Genomic DNA, 15913 nt, shown 5'->3' on the forward strand with positions numbered 1-15913 from the left:
AACACCGCTTATGGCCGGGGGGCGCAAGAAATGCAGATCAAGCGCCTCCGCATCACCGGCTTCAAGAGCTTCGTAGACCCCGCCGACCTCCGCATCGAACCCGGCCTCACCGGCGTCGTCGGCCCCAACGGCTGCGGTAAATCCAACCTCCTCGAAGCCCTCCGCTGGACGATGGGCGAGGCCAGCGCCAAATCCCTGCGCGGCGCCGGCATGGAAGACGTCATCTTCGCCGGCACCGCGACCCGCCCGCCGCGCGACTTCGCCGAAGTCTCGATCCTCGCCGAAATCGCCGGTGACGAGCGAGAAATCGTCCGCCGGATCGAACGCGGCGCAGGCTCTGCCTACCGGATCGACGGCCGAGACGTCCGCGCGAAAGACGTCGGCCTCCTCTTCGCCGACGCCGCTACCGGCGCGCACTCGCCCGCGCTCGTCAGCCAAGGCAAGATCGGCGCCGTCATCGCCGCCAAGCCCGCCGACCGCCGCGCGATGCTGGAGGAAGCCGCCGGGATCGCAGGCCTCCACGTCCGCCGCAAAGACGCCGAGGGCAAACTCCGCGCCACCGAAGCCAACCTCGCCAAGCTCGATGAGATCATCTCCGACCAGGACGCACGCGCCGCCACGCTGAAACGCCAGGCCCGCGCCGCCGAACGCTATCGCCTGATCTCCGCTCAGATCCGCGTCGCCGAAGCGCGCACGCTCTTCGCCCGCTGGCGTGAAGCCGCCGCCGCATCCGACGCCGCCAAGGCCGAAGCCGCCGCCGCCGAAGCCCGCGTCCGCGCCGGCACCGACGCCGAACGCGCAGCCGCCGCAGACCAGCACCGCGCCGTCGAAGCCGTCGCCGCCGCCCGCACCGCCGCCCTCGCCGCCCGCGACCACGTCGGCGACCTCGCCCACCGCCTCACCGCGCTGAAAACCGAAAAGGCCGGCGTCGAACGCAGGATCGCCGACCTCGCCGACGCGCGCACCCGCATCGCCGACGACCGCGCCCGCGAAGGATCGCTCGCCAGCGACGCCGCCGCCGCGCTCGCCCGCCTCGCCGACGAGGCCAAGGCGCTCGACACCGCGATCGCTGACGCCACCGCCGCGATCCCCGATCTCGACGCCGCGCTCGCCAACACCGAACGCAAAGCCCGTGACGCCGAAGTCTCGCTCGCCCAGGCGCTCGCCACCCAGGCCCGCGATGCCGCAGAAGTCCGCGTCGCCAGCGCAGCCCTCGCCGCCGCCCGCACCCACGCCGACCGCGCCGACCGCGACGCTGCCCAGATCGCCGCCGCCCTCCGCGCCCTCGGCGACCCCGCCCCGCTGGCCGCAGAGCGCGAAACCGCTGCCGAAGCTCGACGCGCCGCGACCGCCGATGCCGAGGCCGCCCGCCAGGCCATCGCCCGCGCAGATACCGACGAAGCCGCCGCGACCAACGCGCGCGACGCCGCCGAAACCGCCCGCGCCACCGCCCGCGCAGACCTCGCCGCGATCGACAGCGAAGTGGCCGCGCTCACCAAAGCCACGCAAAGTTCAGGCCGCAACCGACTGCTCGACCACGTCTCGGCCAGCACAGGCTATGAACGCGCGCTGGCGGCGGCGCTCGGCGACGATCTCGACACCGGCCTCGACGCATGGACCGGTGCCGAGCCCCGCGACGAAGACCCCAAAGCGCCCGCCGACGCCGAACCGCTGGCGAAGCATGTCGAGGCCCCCCCCGCGCTCGCCCGCAGGCTCGCACAGGTCTTCGTCGTCGACACCGACACCAACCAACACCTCGCCGTCGGCCAGCGCATCGTCACCCGGGACGGCCGACTCCGCCGCTGGGACGGGTTCACCGCAACCGGCACCGGCGCGGCCGCCGCCGAACGCCTGGTCCGCCGTAACCGCCTCACCGCGCTTCAAGGCGCACGCCCCACCGCAGCCACGGCGCTCGAACACGCCGAACAAACCCGCGCCGCGATCGACCACCAGATCGCCGAAGCCCGCCGCCAGTCGCAAACCGCCCGCGCCGCCCTGCAACGCGCGGAAACCACCGCGCGCGACGCCACCCGCAACGAAGACCGCGCCACATCAGCGCTAGAACGCCTCGCCACCCAACGCGCAGACCTCGACGTCCGCGCGCACCGCATCGCCGACGACGTCGCCGAGGCCCACGCTGAACGCACCCGCGCAGAAGCCGCGATGGCCACCGTCCCCGACGGCACCGCCAACGCGCGTCAGGTCGCCACGCTCCAATACGACGTCGAACGTGCCTGCGCCGCCGTCGCACAGGCCCGCGCCGATCGCACCACGCTAGACCGCAGCATCGCCACGCACCGCGAACGCCTCGCCGCCGCCCAAGCCGACACCCGAAGCTGGCGCGCGCGCGCCGGGGAAGCCGCCAAACGCATCGCCGCTATGGACACGCGGGAAGCGACCCTCGGCGTCGACCTCGCCGCTATCGCCGATCGCCCCGCGACGCTGGCAACCGAAATCGCCACGCTCGACAGTGAACACCAAGAAGCGCGCACAATCGCCGAAGCGCTACTAAACACCGAACGCGCCACAGAAACCGCCGCCCGTACCGCCGACGACGCCCACCGCGCCGCCACCGAAGCCCTGTCCCAAGCGCGCGAAGCCCGCGCCGGCGCGATAGCCCGCGTCGAAAACCACGAAGCCCGCCGCCTCGACCTAGGCAAACTTTCCGGCGAACGCTTCCAATGCCCCGCCCCCGTCCTCCCCGAACGCCTCGGCTTCGCAGTCGCCGAAGTCCGCGACCCAGCCGAGGAGTCCGCCACCCACGACCGCCTCACCACCGACCGCGAACGTATCGGCCCGGTCAACCTCGTAGCCGAAACCGAACTCGCCGCCCTAGAAGACGCCGCGCGCGGCAACGCAGTGGAGCGCGACGAACTCGGCCAGGCGGTCAATCGCCTCCGAGGCTCGATCGGCACGCTCAACCGCGAAGGTCGCCAACGCCTGCTCGCCGCATTCGAGGCGGTGAACGGCCACTTTCAACGCCTCTTCACCACCCTCTTCGACGGCGGCGCCGCCCACCTCGAACTGATCGACTCCGACGACCCGCTCGAAGCCGGACTCGAGATCATGGCGCAACCGCCCGGCAAACGCCTCCAGTCGCTCACACTGCTGTCGGGCGGCGAACAGGCTTTGACCGCGGTCGCGCTGATCTTCGGCCTGTTCCTCACCAATCCCGCGCCGATCTGCGTGCTCGACGAGGTCGACGCGCCGCTCGACGACGCCAATATCGAGCGTTTCTGCGACCTGCTCGATCGCATGTCGCGCGATACCGACACGCGCTACCTTGTCGTCACGCACAACGCCGTCACGATGAGCCGCATGCACCGCCTGTTCGGCGTGACGATGATCGAACGCGGCGTCAGCCGCCTCGTTTCGGTCGACCTGCAAGCCGCCACGGGACTGATCGCCTCCGAGTGACACAGATCGATTTTTCCGCGCATTTTTTCCGCAACCGTGCGGCGTATCGCTTTATATAAACACGATGTTCCTGGACGAATCAAGCATCTGGCCGCGCAAGGAGGACCTGCCTCCCCGCAAGCCCGTGTATCGGCATGAGAAGGCGCTGACCCGCCTGATCTTCGTCTACCTTTTCCTGCTCTTGTTCCTGCCCGTCAGCCTCGGCGGCATGGTCGATCTGATCCGCTACCTGATCGACTGATCGATCGCTGTCCTACACGCGCGGATCCTGCCAGCGTCCCGACGCCTCGACCGCTGGAATTCATACCTCCGAAACCGACCCCGACGAAACTCTCCCAGCGTCTATACTTTCTATACTTCACTCTGCCTGCATTACCGAGAACCGGCCCGTATCAGCGACATAGCGACAAGTTGATCTCCATCACTCGACACCTCTTTTCGCGGAACGTAAGACGAACGAATGGCCCAACTCGACACCCGTGAAAAGCTCGAGATCCTGGCCGATGCCGCCAAATACGATGCGTCCTGCGCCTCGTCGGGCACGACCAAGCGCAATTCGAAAGACGGCAAGGGGCTTGGCTCGACCGAAGGCATGGGCATCTGTCACGCCTATGCGCCCGACGGCCGATGCATCTCTCTGCTGAAGATCCTGCTGACCAACAGCTGCATCTTCGACTGCCATTATTGCATCAACCGCAAGAGCTCGAACGTCCGCCGCGCCCGCTTCACGGCGAAGGAAGTCGTCGATCTCACCATCGCCTTCTACAAACGCAATTATATCGAGGGCCTGTTCCTCTCGTCGGGCATCATCGCCTCGTCCAACTACACGATGGAGCAGATGGTCGAGGTCGCGCGAAGCCTGCGCGAGGATCATCATTTCCGCGGCTACATCCACCTAAAGACGATCCCCGACGCCGATCCCGAACTCGTCCACCAGGCCGGGCTCTATGCGGATCGCGTCTCGATCAACGTCGAGCTCCCGACCGCGAACGGCCTCAAGCGCCTCGCTCCGGAGAAGGACGGCGTCCGCATCGAAACCGCAATGGCCGAGGTGAAGGCCTCGATTATCGACGGCAAGGACGCCAAGGCCAAGTACAAGTCCGCGCCCCGCTACGCCCCCGCCGGCCAGTCGACTCAGATGATCGTCGGCGCCGATGCCGCGACCGACGGCGACATCGTGCGGAAGGCCTCGACCCTGTACGACCGTTTCGGCCTGCGCCGCGTCTATTATTCCGCGTTCAGCCCGATCCCCGACGCGAGCGCGGTTCTGCCCCTGCAACGCCCGCCCCTAATGCGCGAGCACCGCCTCTATCAGTCGGATTGGCTGATGCGCTTCTACGAATTCCAGCCGCATGAGGTCATGGCCGCCGCCGACGACGCCACCGGCATGCTCCCGCTCGACATCGACCCCAAGCTCGCCTGGGCCCTCAAATTCCGCGGATCGTTCCCGGTCGACGTCAATCGCGCCCCCCGCGAAATGCTCCTCCGCGTCCCCGGTCTCGGCGTGAAAGCGGTCAACGGCATTCTCACCAGCCGCCGCTGGCGCCGCCTCCACTTGGCCGACATTGCCCGCCTGACGGTCTCGGTCGCCAAGCTCCGCCCCTTCATCATTGCCGAAGACTGGCGCCCGGTGGCCTTGGCGGACCGAGCCGAACTCCGCCCCCTCGTCGCCCCCAAACCCAAACAAATGGAAATGTTCGCGTGAAGACTGCGCGGAACCTGCTCCCCTCCCTGAAAGGGAGGGGTTGGGGGTGGGTTGGCCAGAGGCACGCGCAGCATTCCCTCGAAAACAACCCACCCCCGCCCCTTCCCCTCCCGGGAGGGGAGTAGAAGTGCGCGTAGTAACCCTAACCGAACCCGACGATTTTGACGGCTGGCGCGACGCAGCCCGCGGCCTCGTTGCCGAGAACGTCCCCCCCGATGACGTCGTCTGGCAAGTCGGCAACGAGCCCACAGACCTGTTCGCTACCGCTGCGGACCCCGCCCCGACCCCAACCCCCGGCGGCATCTCAGTTCCCCGCGCATTTCTAGATCTAGCCCGCAGCGCCATCCTCGGCACAGACCCCGAGCGTTTCGCCCTGCTCTACACGCTGCTAACCCGCCTTCGCCAAGAACCCAAACTGATCGAAGACCGCGCCGACCCGCTCGTCCGCCGGCTCGACCGCATCGCCAAGGACGTCCGCCGCGACATCCACAAGATGCGCGCCTTCCTCCGCTTCCGCGAGGTCGAGGATGGCGCCGGTTCAGACGAGGGGGGCACCCGCTTCGTCGCCTGGTTCGAACCCGACAACCACATCGTCCGCGCCAACGCAGCCTTCTTCGTCAACCGCTTCGCCAGCATGCGCTGGTCGATCCTCACACCCGAAGTCTCGATACACTGGGACGGCAAGGCGCTCAGCGAAGGCCCAGGCGCGAGCAAGGCCGACGCCCCCGACGGCGATCCGACCGAAGAGGTCTGGAAGACCTATTACGCCAGCATCTTCAACCCGGCCCGCGTTAAGATCGGCGCGATGCTGAAGGAGATGCCGAAGAAATACTGGAAGAACATGCCCGAAACCGCGCTGGTGCCGGGTCTGCTCGCGGCAGCGCAGGCGAGGGAGAGCGGGATGATCGCCAAGGCAAGAGACACCATCGGCGGCAACAGCCTGATCGCGTGGGAAGCGTTGCGTGACGAGGCCACCGGCTGCACTCGCTGCCCGCTCTACAAGCCCACGACCCAGACCGTGTTCGGCGAAGGCCCGGTCGACGCGCCGCTGATGTTCGTCGGCGAACAACCCGGCGACCAGGAGGACATCGCCGGGCGACCGTTCGTTGGCCCCGCCGGCCAGATGTTCGACAAGGCGATGGCGGAGGCAGGCGTCGATCGCTCCCGCGCGTACGTCACCAACGCGGTGAAACACTTCAAGTTCGAACAATGCGGCAAACGCCGCATCCACGCCAAGCCGGGAGCGGGCGAAATCGACGCCTGCCGCTGGTGGATCGAGCAGGAGCAGATGCTGATCAAGCCGAAGGTGACGGTGGCGCTGGGCGCCACGGCAGCCCGATCGCTGTTCGGCAAGGTAATGACGATAGGCCGAGAACGAGGCCGTGCGTTGCAGCTACCCGACGGCGGCGAAGCCTGGATCACGGTGCATCCAAGCTACCTACTGCGGTTGCCCGATCCGGCGCAAGCAACAGAGGAATATGCGCGTTTCGTAGAGGATCTGCGGACGGTCGGCAGCCGGATTGCTTGATCACCGAACGAGCAATCCCCTCCGTCATCCTGACGAAAGTCAGGATCGAGAGCCACAGCGCAACGTCCGTTCCCTGGGTCCTGACTTTCGTCAGGATGACGGAAGACGTTGGAGAGACCTTTCAATAATCACATGCTGTTAGGCTCAGGTCCCAAACGACCCGCCGGATCGTCAAGCGCTCCGATCTCAGCCATGTCCTCGTCATCCAACGTCAGATCCAACGCCGAGAAATTGTCCGCGAGGTGCTCCGCATCCGAAGCCTTCGGAATAACCGAAAAGCCGTTCGCCAGATGCCACGCAAGGATCACCTGCGCCGCACTCCGCCCATGCTTATTGGCGATCCGAACGATGGCCTCGTCCTGCAACAGCGTCTTCCCCTGCCCCAACGGACTCCAGCTTTGCGTCACGATCCCGTGCGCCTCATGATATTTCCGCTGCTCGCGTTGCTGGAAGTTCGGATGAAGCTCGATCTGGTTGACCGCCGGCGTTACCCCGGTCGCGGCAACGATCGCGTCGATATGCTCGGGCAAAAAGTTCGACACGCCGATCGACTTGGCCTTCCCCGCGTCGCGCAGCGCAATCATCGCCTTCCACGCGTCGACGTATTTGCCCTCGCTCGGCACCGGCCAGTGCATCAGGTACAGATCGACCGATTCGACCCCCAGTAGCGCGAGACTCTCGTCCATCGCCGCTTCGGCATCGCCCTGCCGGTCGTTCCAGAGCTTGGTCGTCAGGAACGCATCCGACCCCTTATAGCCATCACCCACGCCGCGTTCGTTCTCGTAGATCGCGGCAGTGTCGACCAACCGAAAGCCGATATCGAGCCCGCTGCGAACGATCGCCGCAACCTGGCTGTCGGGAATCTGCCACGTGCCCATACCGAGCTGGGGCATCGTGCGGTCGTCGTTGAGTGTGAGATCTGTCATGCCACACCAGCGAACGAGGCGCGTGCCGGTTCCGATGCGCCGGTTCCGCTTTAGGGCTTCCCTTCGGAGCCAGCTTCGCGCAACTCGCAAAACCATGTTCGAAAAGATTCTGGCCGTGCTGGCCACCTTCACGATCGGCGTCATCTCGTCCGGTGGCTATGTCGGCATCGCCCTGCTCATGGCGATCGAGAGCGCGTGCATCCCGCTGCCGTCCGAGATCATCATGCCGTTCGCCGGCTACCTGGTCTCGACCGGCCGGTTCGACCTGTATCTTGCCGCGACCGCGGGCGCGATCGGGTGCAATCTCGGCTCGATCGTCGCGTACGAAGTCGGCAAGCGTGGCGGTCGCCCGATGGCCGAACGCTGGGGCCGGTTCGTCCTGATCGGTCCGGGCGAGCTCGACGCGGCCGACCGATTCTTCGCGCGCTGGGGCTCGATGGCGGTGCTGATCGGGCGGCTGCTGCCAGTGATCCGCTCGTTCATCGCCTTCCCCGCCGGCGTTGCCCGGATGAAGCTGGTGCCGTTCCACCTCTACACCTTCATCGGGTCGTGGCCGTGGTGCTTCGGACTCGCCTGGGTCGGGATGAAGCTCGGCGACAAATGGGACAGCGACCCGCGCGTAAAGGCCGCGTTCCACAGCGCCGACCTGCTGATCGGCATCGTCTTGATCGCGCTGGTCGCCTTCTACATCTGGCACCGGGTACGCGGGCTGAAGCGTCACCCTTGAATATCCCGGGCATACCCCCGACGCTTTGCCAGCGCGCGCAGGTCGTCGTCGCGCGTAGGGACTAGCGAGTGCATGCGGCGCTGATACGCCGCGACGATTTCCGAACCGGCGCTGGGGGGTGAACCGCTGTCGAACGGCGGCGCGGGGTCATATTCCAGACCGAGCTGAACAGTTCGCGCATGTGCCTCGCCGCGGATCATCGCGGTCAGCGTCAGCGCGAAGTCGATCCCCGCAGTGATGCCGCCGCCGGTGACGCGGTTGCGATCGACCACGACGCGCGCGTCGACCGGGATCGCATTGAACAGCGGCAGCATGTCGCGTTGCGCCCAGTGGCAGCCAGCACGGTAACCATCGAGCAGTCCCGCCGCCCCGAGGATCAACGAGCCGGTGCAGACGCTCGTCACCCAGGTCGCGGTTGCGCCGATCGCCTGGACCCACGCCATCGCTTCGTCGTCGGCGATCACGCCGTTGGTGCCAAAACCGCCGGGCACGCAGAGGATGTCGGCGTGCTGCACGTCGGCGAAGGTTGCGGTCGGCAGGATCGAAAAACCGGCGTCGGTCGGGACGGGGTCGAGCGTCTTCCACACGAGATCGAGCCGAGCGTTGCCGAGCCGTGACAGGACCTGCGCGGGGCCGGTCAGGTCGAGCTGCGTCACGTTCGGGAACAGCAGAAAGGCGATGCGCAGGGGTTTGGTCATGCCGAAATTCCTAGCGAGAGGTTCTTGGGGCCGGGAATCGAGACGTCTTCCCCGATCAGCCTAAGGCCCGGGGAAATCACGCCAATCCAGAATCGGCCAAGGCGCGCGCGCGAGTGAAGTATAGGAAGTATAGACGCTCGCGCAGCATTCTCGTCGTCGACCAACGCACGATTGGTGGCAGTCTCGGCGATCGTGCTCGGGGTGGCTGCTGACGGCATTCACGCATCCTGTCATGCTCGGTCCATGTAGGACAGCAGGGGGCTGACGGCGTCAGGCGAGCAGCCGCGTGGCGCGCGTGGGCGCTTGGCGAGTAGGTAAGGCGTCGGCGCCATACCGCGCATACCGCTGCGATCGCGCAAGCGGGTGTGCGCAAACCGATAACCAGAGAATCGGAACATGCTCCCCTCCCTGAAAGGGAGGGGTTGGGGGTGGGTTGGCCAATTTGGGCCGCTCGGGTTCGCACACGCGGAAGCCGACCCACCCCCTGCCCCTCCCTTCCAGGGAGGGGGGAAGAAGGCGCTGTTTCGCGAAGGCCTTATGGGAGGACGGGCACTTCCGCAGCGCGCGTCTTGTTCTCCAGGCGCGACTCACGAACGCGCTGGCCGAAGCAGCCGGTTGCACCACCCGCACCGACGGCGGAGCAGCTGCCGATCGTGTTGACGCCGGACCCTGCGTCCATCGTGCCCTGCGCCTTGGTTGCCCAGCTCGCATTCTCGGGAGTGACGACGAACTCGCGGAGTTCCTTCGGCACCCGGTATTGCTCCTGCGCGCTGCGGCGGACGCACACGACGATTTCCTCGCCGTTCTGGTTGGTCGGGCAGCGTTCGTTACCGAACAGAGTCAGCACGCCGTTGATCGGCGCACTGCGCGAAACCTCGCCCGGGGCGGAGATCGTCTTTGCGTCACCGGTCGCGCCGGGCAAGGCGGGGGCCAGCGTCGGTGCCTTCGCGGGCAACTGCGCCAGCGTAGGCGGTGCAGGACGCGCCGGCTGGGCCGTCTGCGCCACCGCAGGCCCGGCGACGATCAACGCCGCCGCAAAAAGCATCTTCATACGCATCACTCCCACAATCCGTATTCTCATTACCCGCCGGTCTTCTTCTCGACCGTATCTCAAATCCGCTTGGCGGTAGCGATCGCGACCTTGCAGCCCAGGCGGATCAGGCCGCTCAGCACCGGATAGCCCGGCGTTTCCTCGGCACCCGCGGCGATCGCGGTATTCTTGTGCTCGAGTTCCTCGGCCTGGAAATCGAGGATGGCTGCCGATAGCTCAGGGTCGCTGGCGCCAAGCTGAACGAGCTGTTCTTCGTAATGCTTGTCGATCTCGGTCTCGACCGCCGCCGTGCACGCCATCGCCGCGCGCGGACTGATCGCCGCGGTCACCGCACCGAGCGCGAAGCCGGCGACCTTCCAGATCGGCTGCAACACCGTCGGGCGCACGCGGCGTTCGACGATCATCTTGTCGAAGAACGCGCGGTGGCGCTCCTCCTGTTGCGCCATGTGGTGGATCGATCGCGACGCCGGGTGGCGGTCGCCGAGCACGGCCAACTGGCCCGCGTAGATGCGGATCGCGCCGTATTCACCGGCCTGGTCGACACGGATCATCGAGTCCGTCGCCCGCTTGGCGTCTCCTGGCTTCCAGCCGCTCATCTCGTCTTCCTCATGAGTGCGAATATGGTGAACGCACCGGCGAGGGAAAAGATGGCGTTGAAGCCGGCGAGCGAGATTCCGAACAGTTTCCACTGCGGCGCATCGCACCGTACCATCGGCGCATTCATGATCGCGGCAAGACGCTCGGCCGCGGTCGTGCCGGCCATCGAGACGGTCGTCGTGCAGGCGGTGAAGCCGTTCCACCAATGATATTCGACACCGGCATGCGCGACGCCGATCAAGCCGCTGAGCCCGATCAGCAGCCCGGCGATGATGACCAGCGATGCGCGCAACGAACGGCCCGGCACGAAGAACGTGGCGCCGGCGATTAGCACCGCGGAATAATGCGGCCAGCGCTGCCAATGGCACATCTCGCACGGGTACAGCCCGCCGAGATATTGCGAGCCGAGCGCACCGAGCAGCAGGAACGCCGGCAGCAACAGCGCGATGGCGCGCGCGATCTCTTCGTTCTTGGTCATGCCAAGGCCGCGACGCACGCTCACTTGGTGGGCGCCTTTGTGGCGTCGGGGGCGGTAGGATCGGGCTTGATCGGGCGTGGCTTGGTCGCGGCGGCAACCTGAACCGGGCCGCCGAGACGCGCGACGGTCTTCAGCGCGTAATAAAGCTGGAAGTCGTCGATTCCCTGCTTCTTCAACTGCTCGGGCGTCTGCGAGAAGCGCGGATCGGTCTTGGTATCCTCCTCGAGCACCGCGTTGTCGGCCTTCACCTCGTTGATAAGGTGCTTGCGCAGATCCGCCTCGCGGAACACCGGGCGCGACTTGTAGTCGGGATCGGTGAGCTGCGGCACCTTGATGTCGGGCTCGATCCCGCCCTCCTGCACCGACCGGCCGGACGGCGTGAAATAGCGCGCGGTGGTGAGGCGAAGCGCCGTCTGAGGCCCGAGCGGGAGCACGGTCTGGACCGAGCCCTTGCCGAAGCTGCGCTCGCCCATGATCAGCGCGCGGTGATGATCCTGCAGCGCGCCGGCGACGATCTCGGATGCGGAGGCGGTGCCGGGATCGGTGAGGACCACGACCGGCAGGCCATGCGCGTCGTCGCCGGGCTTCGCGTAATAGCGCTCGATATCGGTCTTCTCGCGGCCGCGCTGCGAGACGATCTCGCCGTGATCGAGGAAGGCATCGCTGACTTCGATCGCCTGAGTGAGGAGGCCGCCGCCATTCTCGCGCAGGTCGACGACATAGCCGAGCGGGCGGTGGCCGAGCGACTTGTCGATCGCCATGATCGCCGCGCGCGTGTCGGCGCCGGTATTCTCGCTGAAGGTATTGATGTTGATATAGCCGACGTCGCCGCGGACTTCCCATTTCACCGGCTTCTGGACGATGATCTCGCGCATCATCGTCACGTCGAGCGGCTTGTCGCGGCCGGGACGGACGAGGCCCAGCGTGATCTTGCTGCCGGGCTTGCCGCGCATCTTGCCGACCGCCTCGTCGAGCGAGTCACCGTAGATCAGCTTGCCGTCGATATGCGTGATGTAGTCGCCGGACTTGACGCCCGCGCGAGCTGCCGGCGAGTCTTCCTGTGGCGACACGACCTTGATCGCGCCGTCTTCCATCTGCACCGTCAGGCCCAAGCCGCCGTAATTGCCCTCGGTCATGATCCGGAGGTTCTCGTAGTCGAGCGCGTCGACATACGAGCTGTGCGGATCGAGGCTGGCGAGCATGCCCTGGATCGCGCCCTTGATCAGCGTCTTGTCATCGACCTTGTCGACATATTCCGCCTTCACGCGGTTGAACACGTCGAGGAACTGGTCGAACTCGCGATAGGTGTCGGTGTCGACCGCCGCCATCGCCGAGGTGGCGAGCGGGATCAGCGTCAGCGCGCCGACGATCGCCGTCGCGGTAAGCATAGGAGCACGAATAGGACGGGGCATCGATGGTCCTGCAACCTGAGAAAAAACGTGTCGTACAGTCGTAACGGCGTAGCGTAGCGGAACGCTGGCGGCAACGCGCGCGCGGAGTGAAGACCGGTGGGGGTTAATGGGGGCTGACTGGGGGCTTCCGATCCTCCCCCTCCAAGGGGAAGGATCGAAAAGCAGCTGCCCACCGGGTTGGCCGATCAGCGTGGTCCTATCAGTGATGCCGCATCGACCGGCCGGCCGCGGCGCCGGAGTTCGACGGTGATGCGCGGCTCTTCGCCGGGGGCGGTGCCGATCGGCGTACCCATCGCGATGCGGTCGCCGGTCTTTGCCGACGTTGCGGCGAGGCCCGTGACGAGGCTGGTCCAGCCATTGGCATGATCGATGATGACGATGACCCCGTAATCGCGAAACCGGCGCGCGTAACGGATCGTCCCCGCGGCGGGAGCGACGACGCGCGCGCGCGGAGCAGTGGCGAAGGTCAACCCGCGCGATCGGACGCCGGAGTCCGAGAGTTCGTCGAAACCCGTGACGAGCCTGCCCGCTACCGGCATGCGGTACACGCCGCGTGGTGGCGCCGGAGGCGTTACCCCCGGCGCGATCGGGCGGGGAATCGGTCCGGCGAGTGCGATCAGGCTTGCCGCGGTTGCCTTAGCATCGGTGGTGGCCGCCATCCCGTCTACGAGATCGCGTGCGCGTTCGCCGAGCGCCAGAGCGCGGTCGGACTCGCTGAGCGCGCCGCGGCCAAGGGCCTGGCTACGCTGTCGATGGCGTGCCTCGAGCTCGGCCAGCGCGATGCGGTCGTTTTCCAAGCGTGCGCGCCCATCCGAGAGCGCCTTGGCAGCGAGTGTCGCACTCGCCCGCAGGCGACGCGTTTCGGCGATTTCGATTCGGACCGCCTCGGTACGCTGGCGGACGACGGGGAGCACGCTGCCCAGCACCGCGCGGACGTGGACGAGGTCGTCGATCGACCCCGGCTGCGCGACCGCGACGATCGTCGGGCGCCGAGCCAGCGATTCCAGCGCCGCGATCAGTTGGGAAACCGGGGCTTGCGCGCGCGCCAGCCTGACACGCTGGTCGGTCAGCAGCCGCTCGACGAGTGTCACGCGGGCACTGGCGGTCGCAAGGTTCGCCTCGGCGGCGGTGACGCGGGCGGCCAGCGCCTGCTCCTCGCGGCGTGCCTTGTCGGCGGCATTGCGTTCCTGGGTGGCAGCAGCGGCGAGCCTCGCGGCACGGGCAGTGGCGATCGCGGCATCGCGTTTCGCCGCGACCAGGCGTTGCTGCTCGACCGATAGCTCCGGCGCTTTAGTTTGCGCGGTTACGCCAGCCGCTACGGCGAGCAGTGCCGCGACGAGCCCCGTCCGCATCCTCATCCATCACCCTTCGCGGTGATAGGGGTGGTTGGCAAGGATGCTGGTAGCGCGGAAGAGTTGCTCGGCGAGCATCGCGCGCGCGAGCAGATGCGGCCAGGTCGCGCGACCGAACGAGAACAGCAGGTCGGCCTCGTCGCGCGCCGCGTCGTCGAAGCCATCCGCGGCGCCGATCATGAACCGTGCCTCGCGTACGCCGTCGTCGCGCCACCGCTCGAGGTGTCGCGCGAACTGCGTCGACGACAACGTCTCGCCCTTCTCGTCGAGCAGGATGCGCTTGGTCTGCTCGCCGACCAGCGGGATCTTGCCGCCGGTGTCCGGCAGCTCGGACACCTTGGTCGGCCAGACGATCCGCTTCAGATAGCGGTCGACGAGGTCGGCCTCGGGCGAGCGCCCGATCCGACCGCGGGCGACGATGTGCAGCAGCATGATCGGACCTGGGGCCGCCTCGGAACCGGCTTAATCTTCGTCGGTGAAGGTCGGCACGGGCGGCGCCGGTGCGTCGCCGAATGCCCACATCCGCTCCAGATTGTAGAAGCTGCGGACTTCGGGGCGGAACAGGTGGACGATGACGTCGGTCGCGTCGATCAGCACCCAGTCGGCGGTCGGCAGGCCTTCGATCTTCACCGGGCGCTTGAACTCGGCCTTGATCCGCTCGGCCAGCTTCTGCGCCATCGAGGCAACCTGGCGGGTCGAACGACCGCTGGCGATCACCATGTAGTCGGCGATGCTGGTCTTACCCGCGAGCGGGATCGAGATGGTCTCGACCGCCTGGTCGTCGTCGAGCGACGCGAGGATCAGGCGATGCAGCGCCTCAACCTCTTCGGGGTCGGTCGCGCGAGGGGCAGTAGGGGAAGTGGCCAAGTCAGCTCCTGGGTAAAACTACCGGACCAGCAACATGCTGAACCCAGTCGGGATTTTTGGCACGCAGGCCGGTTGCGGAGGTCGGGTCGGGTCGGAAGCGCAACAGCACGAGGGCCGGCAATCTCCACGTCGTCCAGCTCTTCGCATGGTCTGTGCGCCGTTGGAAGCGCCGCAGCCAACCCATCGCGGGGGCCGCGAGGGCGCGCCCGTCATATCCCGGACGCGCGATTACCGCAATCGGAACCTCGCGGGCGATAGCGCGCCAGTTCTTCCAGCGGTGGAAGTCGGCGAGATTATCCGCGCCCATCAGCCAGATGAACCGGATTTTCGGGTAACGCCGCTTGAGCTTGCGGATCGTGTCGAGCGTGTACCGGGTGTGGAGCCGCGCCTCGATATCGGTCGCTCGGATCGGCGCGCGGCGGGCCATGCGCTTGGCGGAAGTGAGACGCGCGGGGAGCGGCGCCATGTCGTTCGCGGCGTCCTTGAGCGGGTTGCCGGGGGACACCAGCCACCACGCCTCGTCGAGCGCGAGCGCATCGATCGCCGCAAGCGTGATGCCGCGGTGGCCGCGGTGCGCGGGATTGAACGACCCGCCGAGAATGCCGACGTGGGTCATAGGAACTGCTGCCGGTCACGCGCGACATGAATGACGCGGACGATGAACAGATCGTCGCCCGCCAACCGATAGAGCAGGATGTAAGGCGTACCTGCGACGCGCCATTTACGCAGTCGGGTATTTGGCACCGCTGGCCCCGCGCCCGGGTAATCCATCAGAAATCTAGCCGCGTTTACCGCAGAGGACCCAACCCGGCTCGCGGTATTCGGATCGATCTTGTCGAACTCGTCATCGATCGTCGCAAGATCGGCCTGCGCGTCGCGCGACCATCTTACGCCCCTCATGCAGCGTCGGCGGTCTTGTGCCGTTGCGCAAACCAGGCCTCCATTTCGTCCTGAGTCAGATAATCGCCTCGCGCGATCGAATCCTCGCCGGCCTGAATGAAGTCCAGAAATTCAAGTTCTTCGTCGACGCGACGCGCGATCGCTTCGGCGGCGATAGTACTAGCGTCGACGCCGCGGCGCTGCGCGAGTGTCGCGAGTTTGTCGGCAACGCCTGGCTCGATCGCGATAATCAAGGTCGATGCGTTCGTCATGCCG

At 66.8% G+C, this 15913-nt stretch carries 17 protein-coding genes; 5 read left to right on the top strand and 12 right to left on the bottom strand.

The window, feature by feature from the left end:
• Nucleotides 1-30 precede the first annotated feature (30 nt).
• From QFZ54_RS11265 to QFZ54_RS11280, 4 genes are all read left to right on the top strand, one after another.
• On the top strand, nucleotides 31-3417 hold the full coding sequence (locus QFZ54_RS11265) for a chromosome segregation SMC family protein (RefSeq protein WP_307087118.1): 3387 nt from the start codon (nucleotides 31-33) through the stop codon (nucleotides 3415-3417).
• A gap of 64 nt (nucleotides 3418-3481) precedes the next feature.
• On the top strand, nucleotides 3482-3658 hold the full coding sequence (locus tag QFZ54_RS11270; RefSeq protein WP_307087120.1) for a hypothetical protein: 177 nt from the start codon (nucleotides 3482-3484) through the stop codon (nucleotides 3656-3658).
• A gap of 219 nt (nucleotides 3659-3877) precedes the next feature.
• The gene (locus tag QFZ54_RS11275) at nucleotides 3878-5122 is read left to right on the top strand and encodes a putative DNA modification/repair radical SAM protein (RefSeq protein ID WP_307087124.1); all 1245 of its coding nucleotides are present in this window, start codon (nucleotides 3878-3880) and stop codon (nucleotides 5120-5122) included.
• Nucleotides 5123-5249: 127 nt separating this feature from the next.
• Nucleotides 5250-6650 (top strand): UdgX family uracil-DNA binding protein, encoded by a 1401-nt coding sequence (locus QFZ54_RS11280; protein ID WP_307087126.1) that lies wholly within the window; start codon nucleotides 5250-5252, stop codon nucleotides 6648-6650.
• Nucleotides 6651-6778: 128 nt separating this feature from the next.
• On the opposite strand, the gene QFZ54_RS11285 is transcribed toward QFZ54_RS11280, so the two are convergent.
• A complete protein-coding gene (locus QFZ54_RS11285) occupies nucleotides 6779-7576 on the bottom strand; it encodes an aldo/keto reductase (protein ID WP_307087128.1) in 798 nt (265 codons plus the stop codon).
• 94 nt (nucleotides 7577-7670) lie between these two features.
• Here QFZ54_RS11285 and QFZ54_RS11290 point away from each other — a divergent pair, with 94 nt between their 5' ends.
• Nucleotides 7671-8303, top strand: coding sequence for a DedA family protein (locus tag QFZ54_RS11290; RefSeq protein WP_307087130.1), 633 nt, complete (start codon nucleotides 7671-7673; stop codon nucleotides 8301-8303).
• On the opposite strand, the gene QFZ54_RS11295 is transcribed toward QFZ54_RS11290, so the two are convergent.
• The 11 genes from QFZ54_RS11295 to QFZ54_RS11345 all read right to left on the bottom strand — a co-directional run bounded on the left by QFZ54_RS11295 (nucleotide 8294) and on the right by QFZ54_RS11345 (nucleotide 15909).
• On the bottom strand, nucleotides 8294-9001 hold the full coding sequence (locus QFZ54_RS11295) for a DJ-1/PfpI family protein (protein WP_307087132.1): 708 nt from the start codon (nucleotides 8999-9001) through the stop codon (nucleotides 8294-8296). The genes QFZ54_RS11290 and QFZ54_RS11295 overlap by 10 nt on opposite strands.
• A 535-nt stretch (nucleotides 9002-9536) precedes the next feature.
• A complete protein-coding gene (locus QFZ54_RS11300) occupies nucleotides 9537-10052 on the bottom strand; it encodes a hypothetical protein (protein WP_307087134.1) in 516 nt (171 codons plus the stop codon).
• A 59-nt stretch (nucleotides 10053-10111) separates the two neighbouring features.
• On the bottom strand, nucleotides 10112-10648 hold the full coding sequence (locus QFZ54_RS11305) for a demethoxyubiquinone hydroxylase family protein (RefSeq protein WP_307087136.1): 537 nt from the start codon (nucleotides 10646-10648) through the stop codon (nucleotides 10112-10114).
• Nucleotides 10645-11127, bottom strand: coding sequence for a disulfide bond formation protein B (locus QFZ54_RS11310; protein ID WP_307089400.1), 483 nt, complete (start codon nucleotides 11125-11127; stop codon nucleotides 10645-10647). Before QFZ54_RS11310 ends, QFZ54_RS11305 begins: the two co-directional genes overlap by 4 nt.
• Nucleotides 11128-11147: 20 nt before the next feature.
• Entirely contained in the window at nucleotides 11148-12539 is a 1392-nt protein-coding gene (locus QFZ54_RS11315; protein ID WP_307087138.1) for a S41 family peptidase, read from the bottom strand.
• A 185-nt stretch (nucleotides 12540-12724) separates the two neighbouring features.
• On the bottom strand, nucleotides 12725-13897 hold the full coding sequence (locus tag QFZ54_RS11320) for a murein hydrolase activator EnvC family protein (RefSeq protein ID WP_307087141.1): 1173 nt from the start codon (nucleotides 13895-13897) through the stop codon (nucleotides 12725-12727).
• A gap of 3 nt (nucleotides 13898-13900) precedes the next feature.
• The gene (locus tag QFZ54_RS11325; protein ID WP_132895442.1) at nucleotides 13901-14323 is read right to left on the bottom strand and encodes a 23S rRNA (pseudouridine(1915)-N(3))-methyltransferase RlmH; all 423 of its coding nucleotides are present in this window, start codon (nucleotides 14321-14323) and stop codon (nucleotides 13901-13903) included.
• A gap of 30 nt (nucleotides 14324-14353) precedes the next feature.
• Nucleotides 14354-14758 (bottom strand): ribosome silencing factor, encoded by a 405-nt coding sequence (gene rsfS, locus QFZ54_RS11330; protein WP_307087143.1) that lies wholly within the window; start codon nucleotides 14756-14758, stop codon nucleotides 14354-14356.
• 1 nt (nucleotide 14759) lies between these two features.
• Nucleotides 14760-15374, bottom strand: a complete 615-nt coding sequence (locus tag QFZ54_RS11335; protein ID WP_307087145.1) for a nicotinate-nucleotide adenylyltransferase — start codon at nucleotides 15372-15374, stop codon at nucleotides 14760-14762.
• Nucleotides 15371-15658 (bottom strand): type II toxin-antitoxin system RelE/ParE family toxin, encoded by a 288-nt coding sequence (locus QFZ54_RS11340; protein WP_307087147.1) that lies wholly within the window; start codon nucleotides 15656-15658, stop codon nucleotides 15371-15373. The genes QFZ54_RS11335 and QFZ54_RS11340 overlap by 4 nt, the downstream gene beginning before the upstream one ends.
• Nucleotides 15655-15909, bottom strand: a complete 255-nt coding sequence (locus tag QFZ54_RS11345) for a hypothetical protein (RefSeq protein WP_307087149.1) — start codon at nucleotides 15907-15909, stop codon at nucleotides 15655-15657. The genes QFZ54_RS11340 and QFZ54_RS11345 overlap by 4 nt, the downstream gene beginning before the upstream one ends.
• Nucleotides 15910-15913 lie beyond the last annotated feature (4 nt).

Origin of the sequence: Sphingomonas faeni (assembly GCF_030817315.1) — a bacterium.
GTDB lineage: Bacteria > Pseudomonadota > Alphaproteobacteria > Sphingomonadales > Sphingomonadaceae > Sphingomonas > Sphingomonas faeni_C.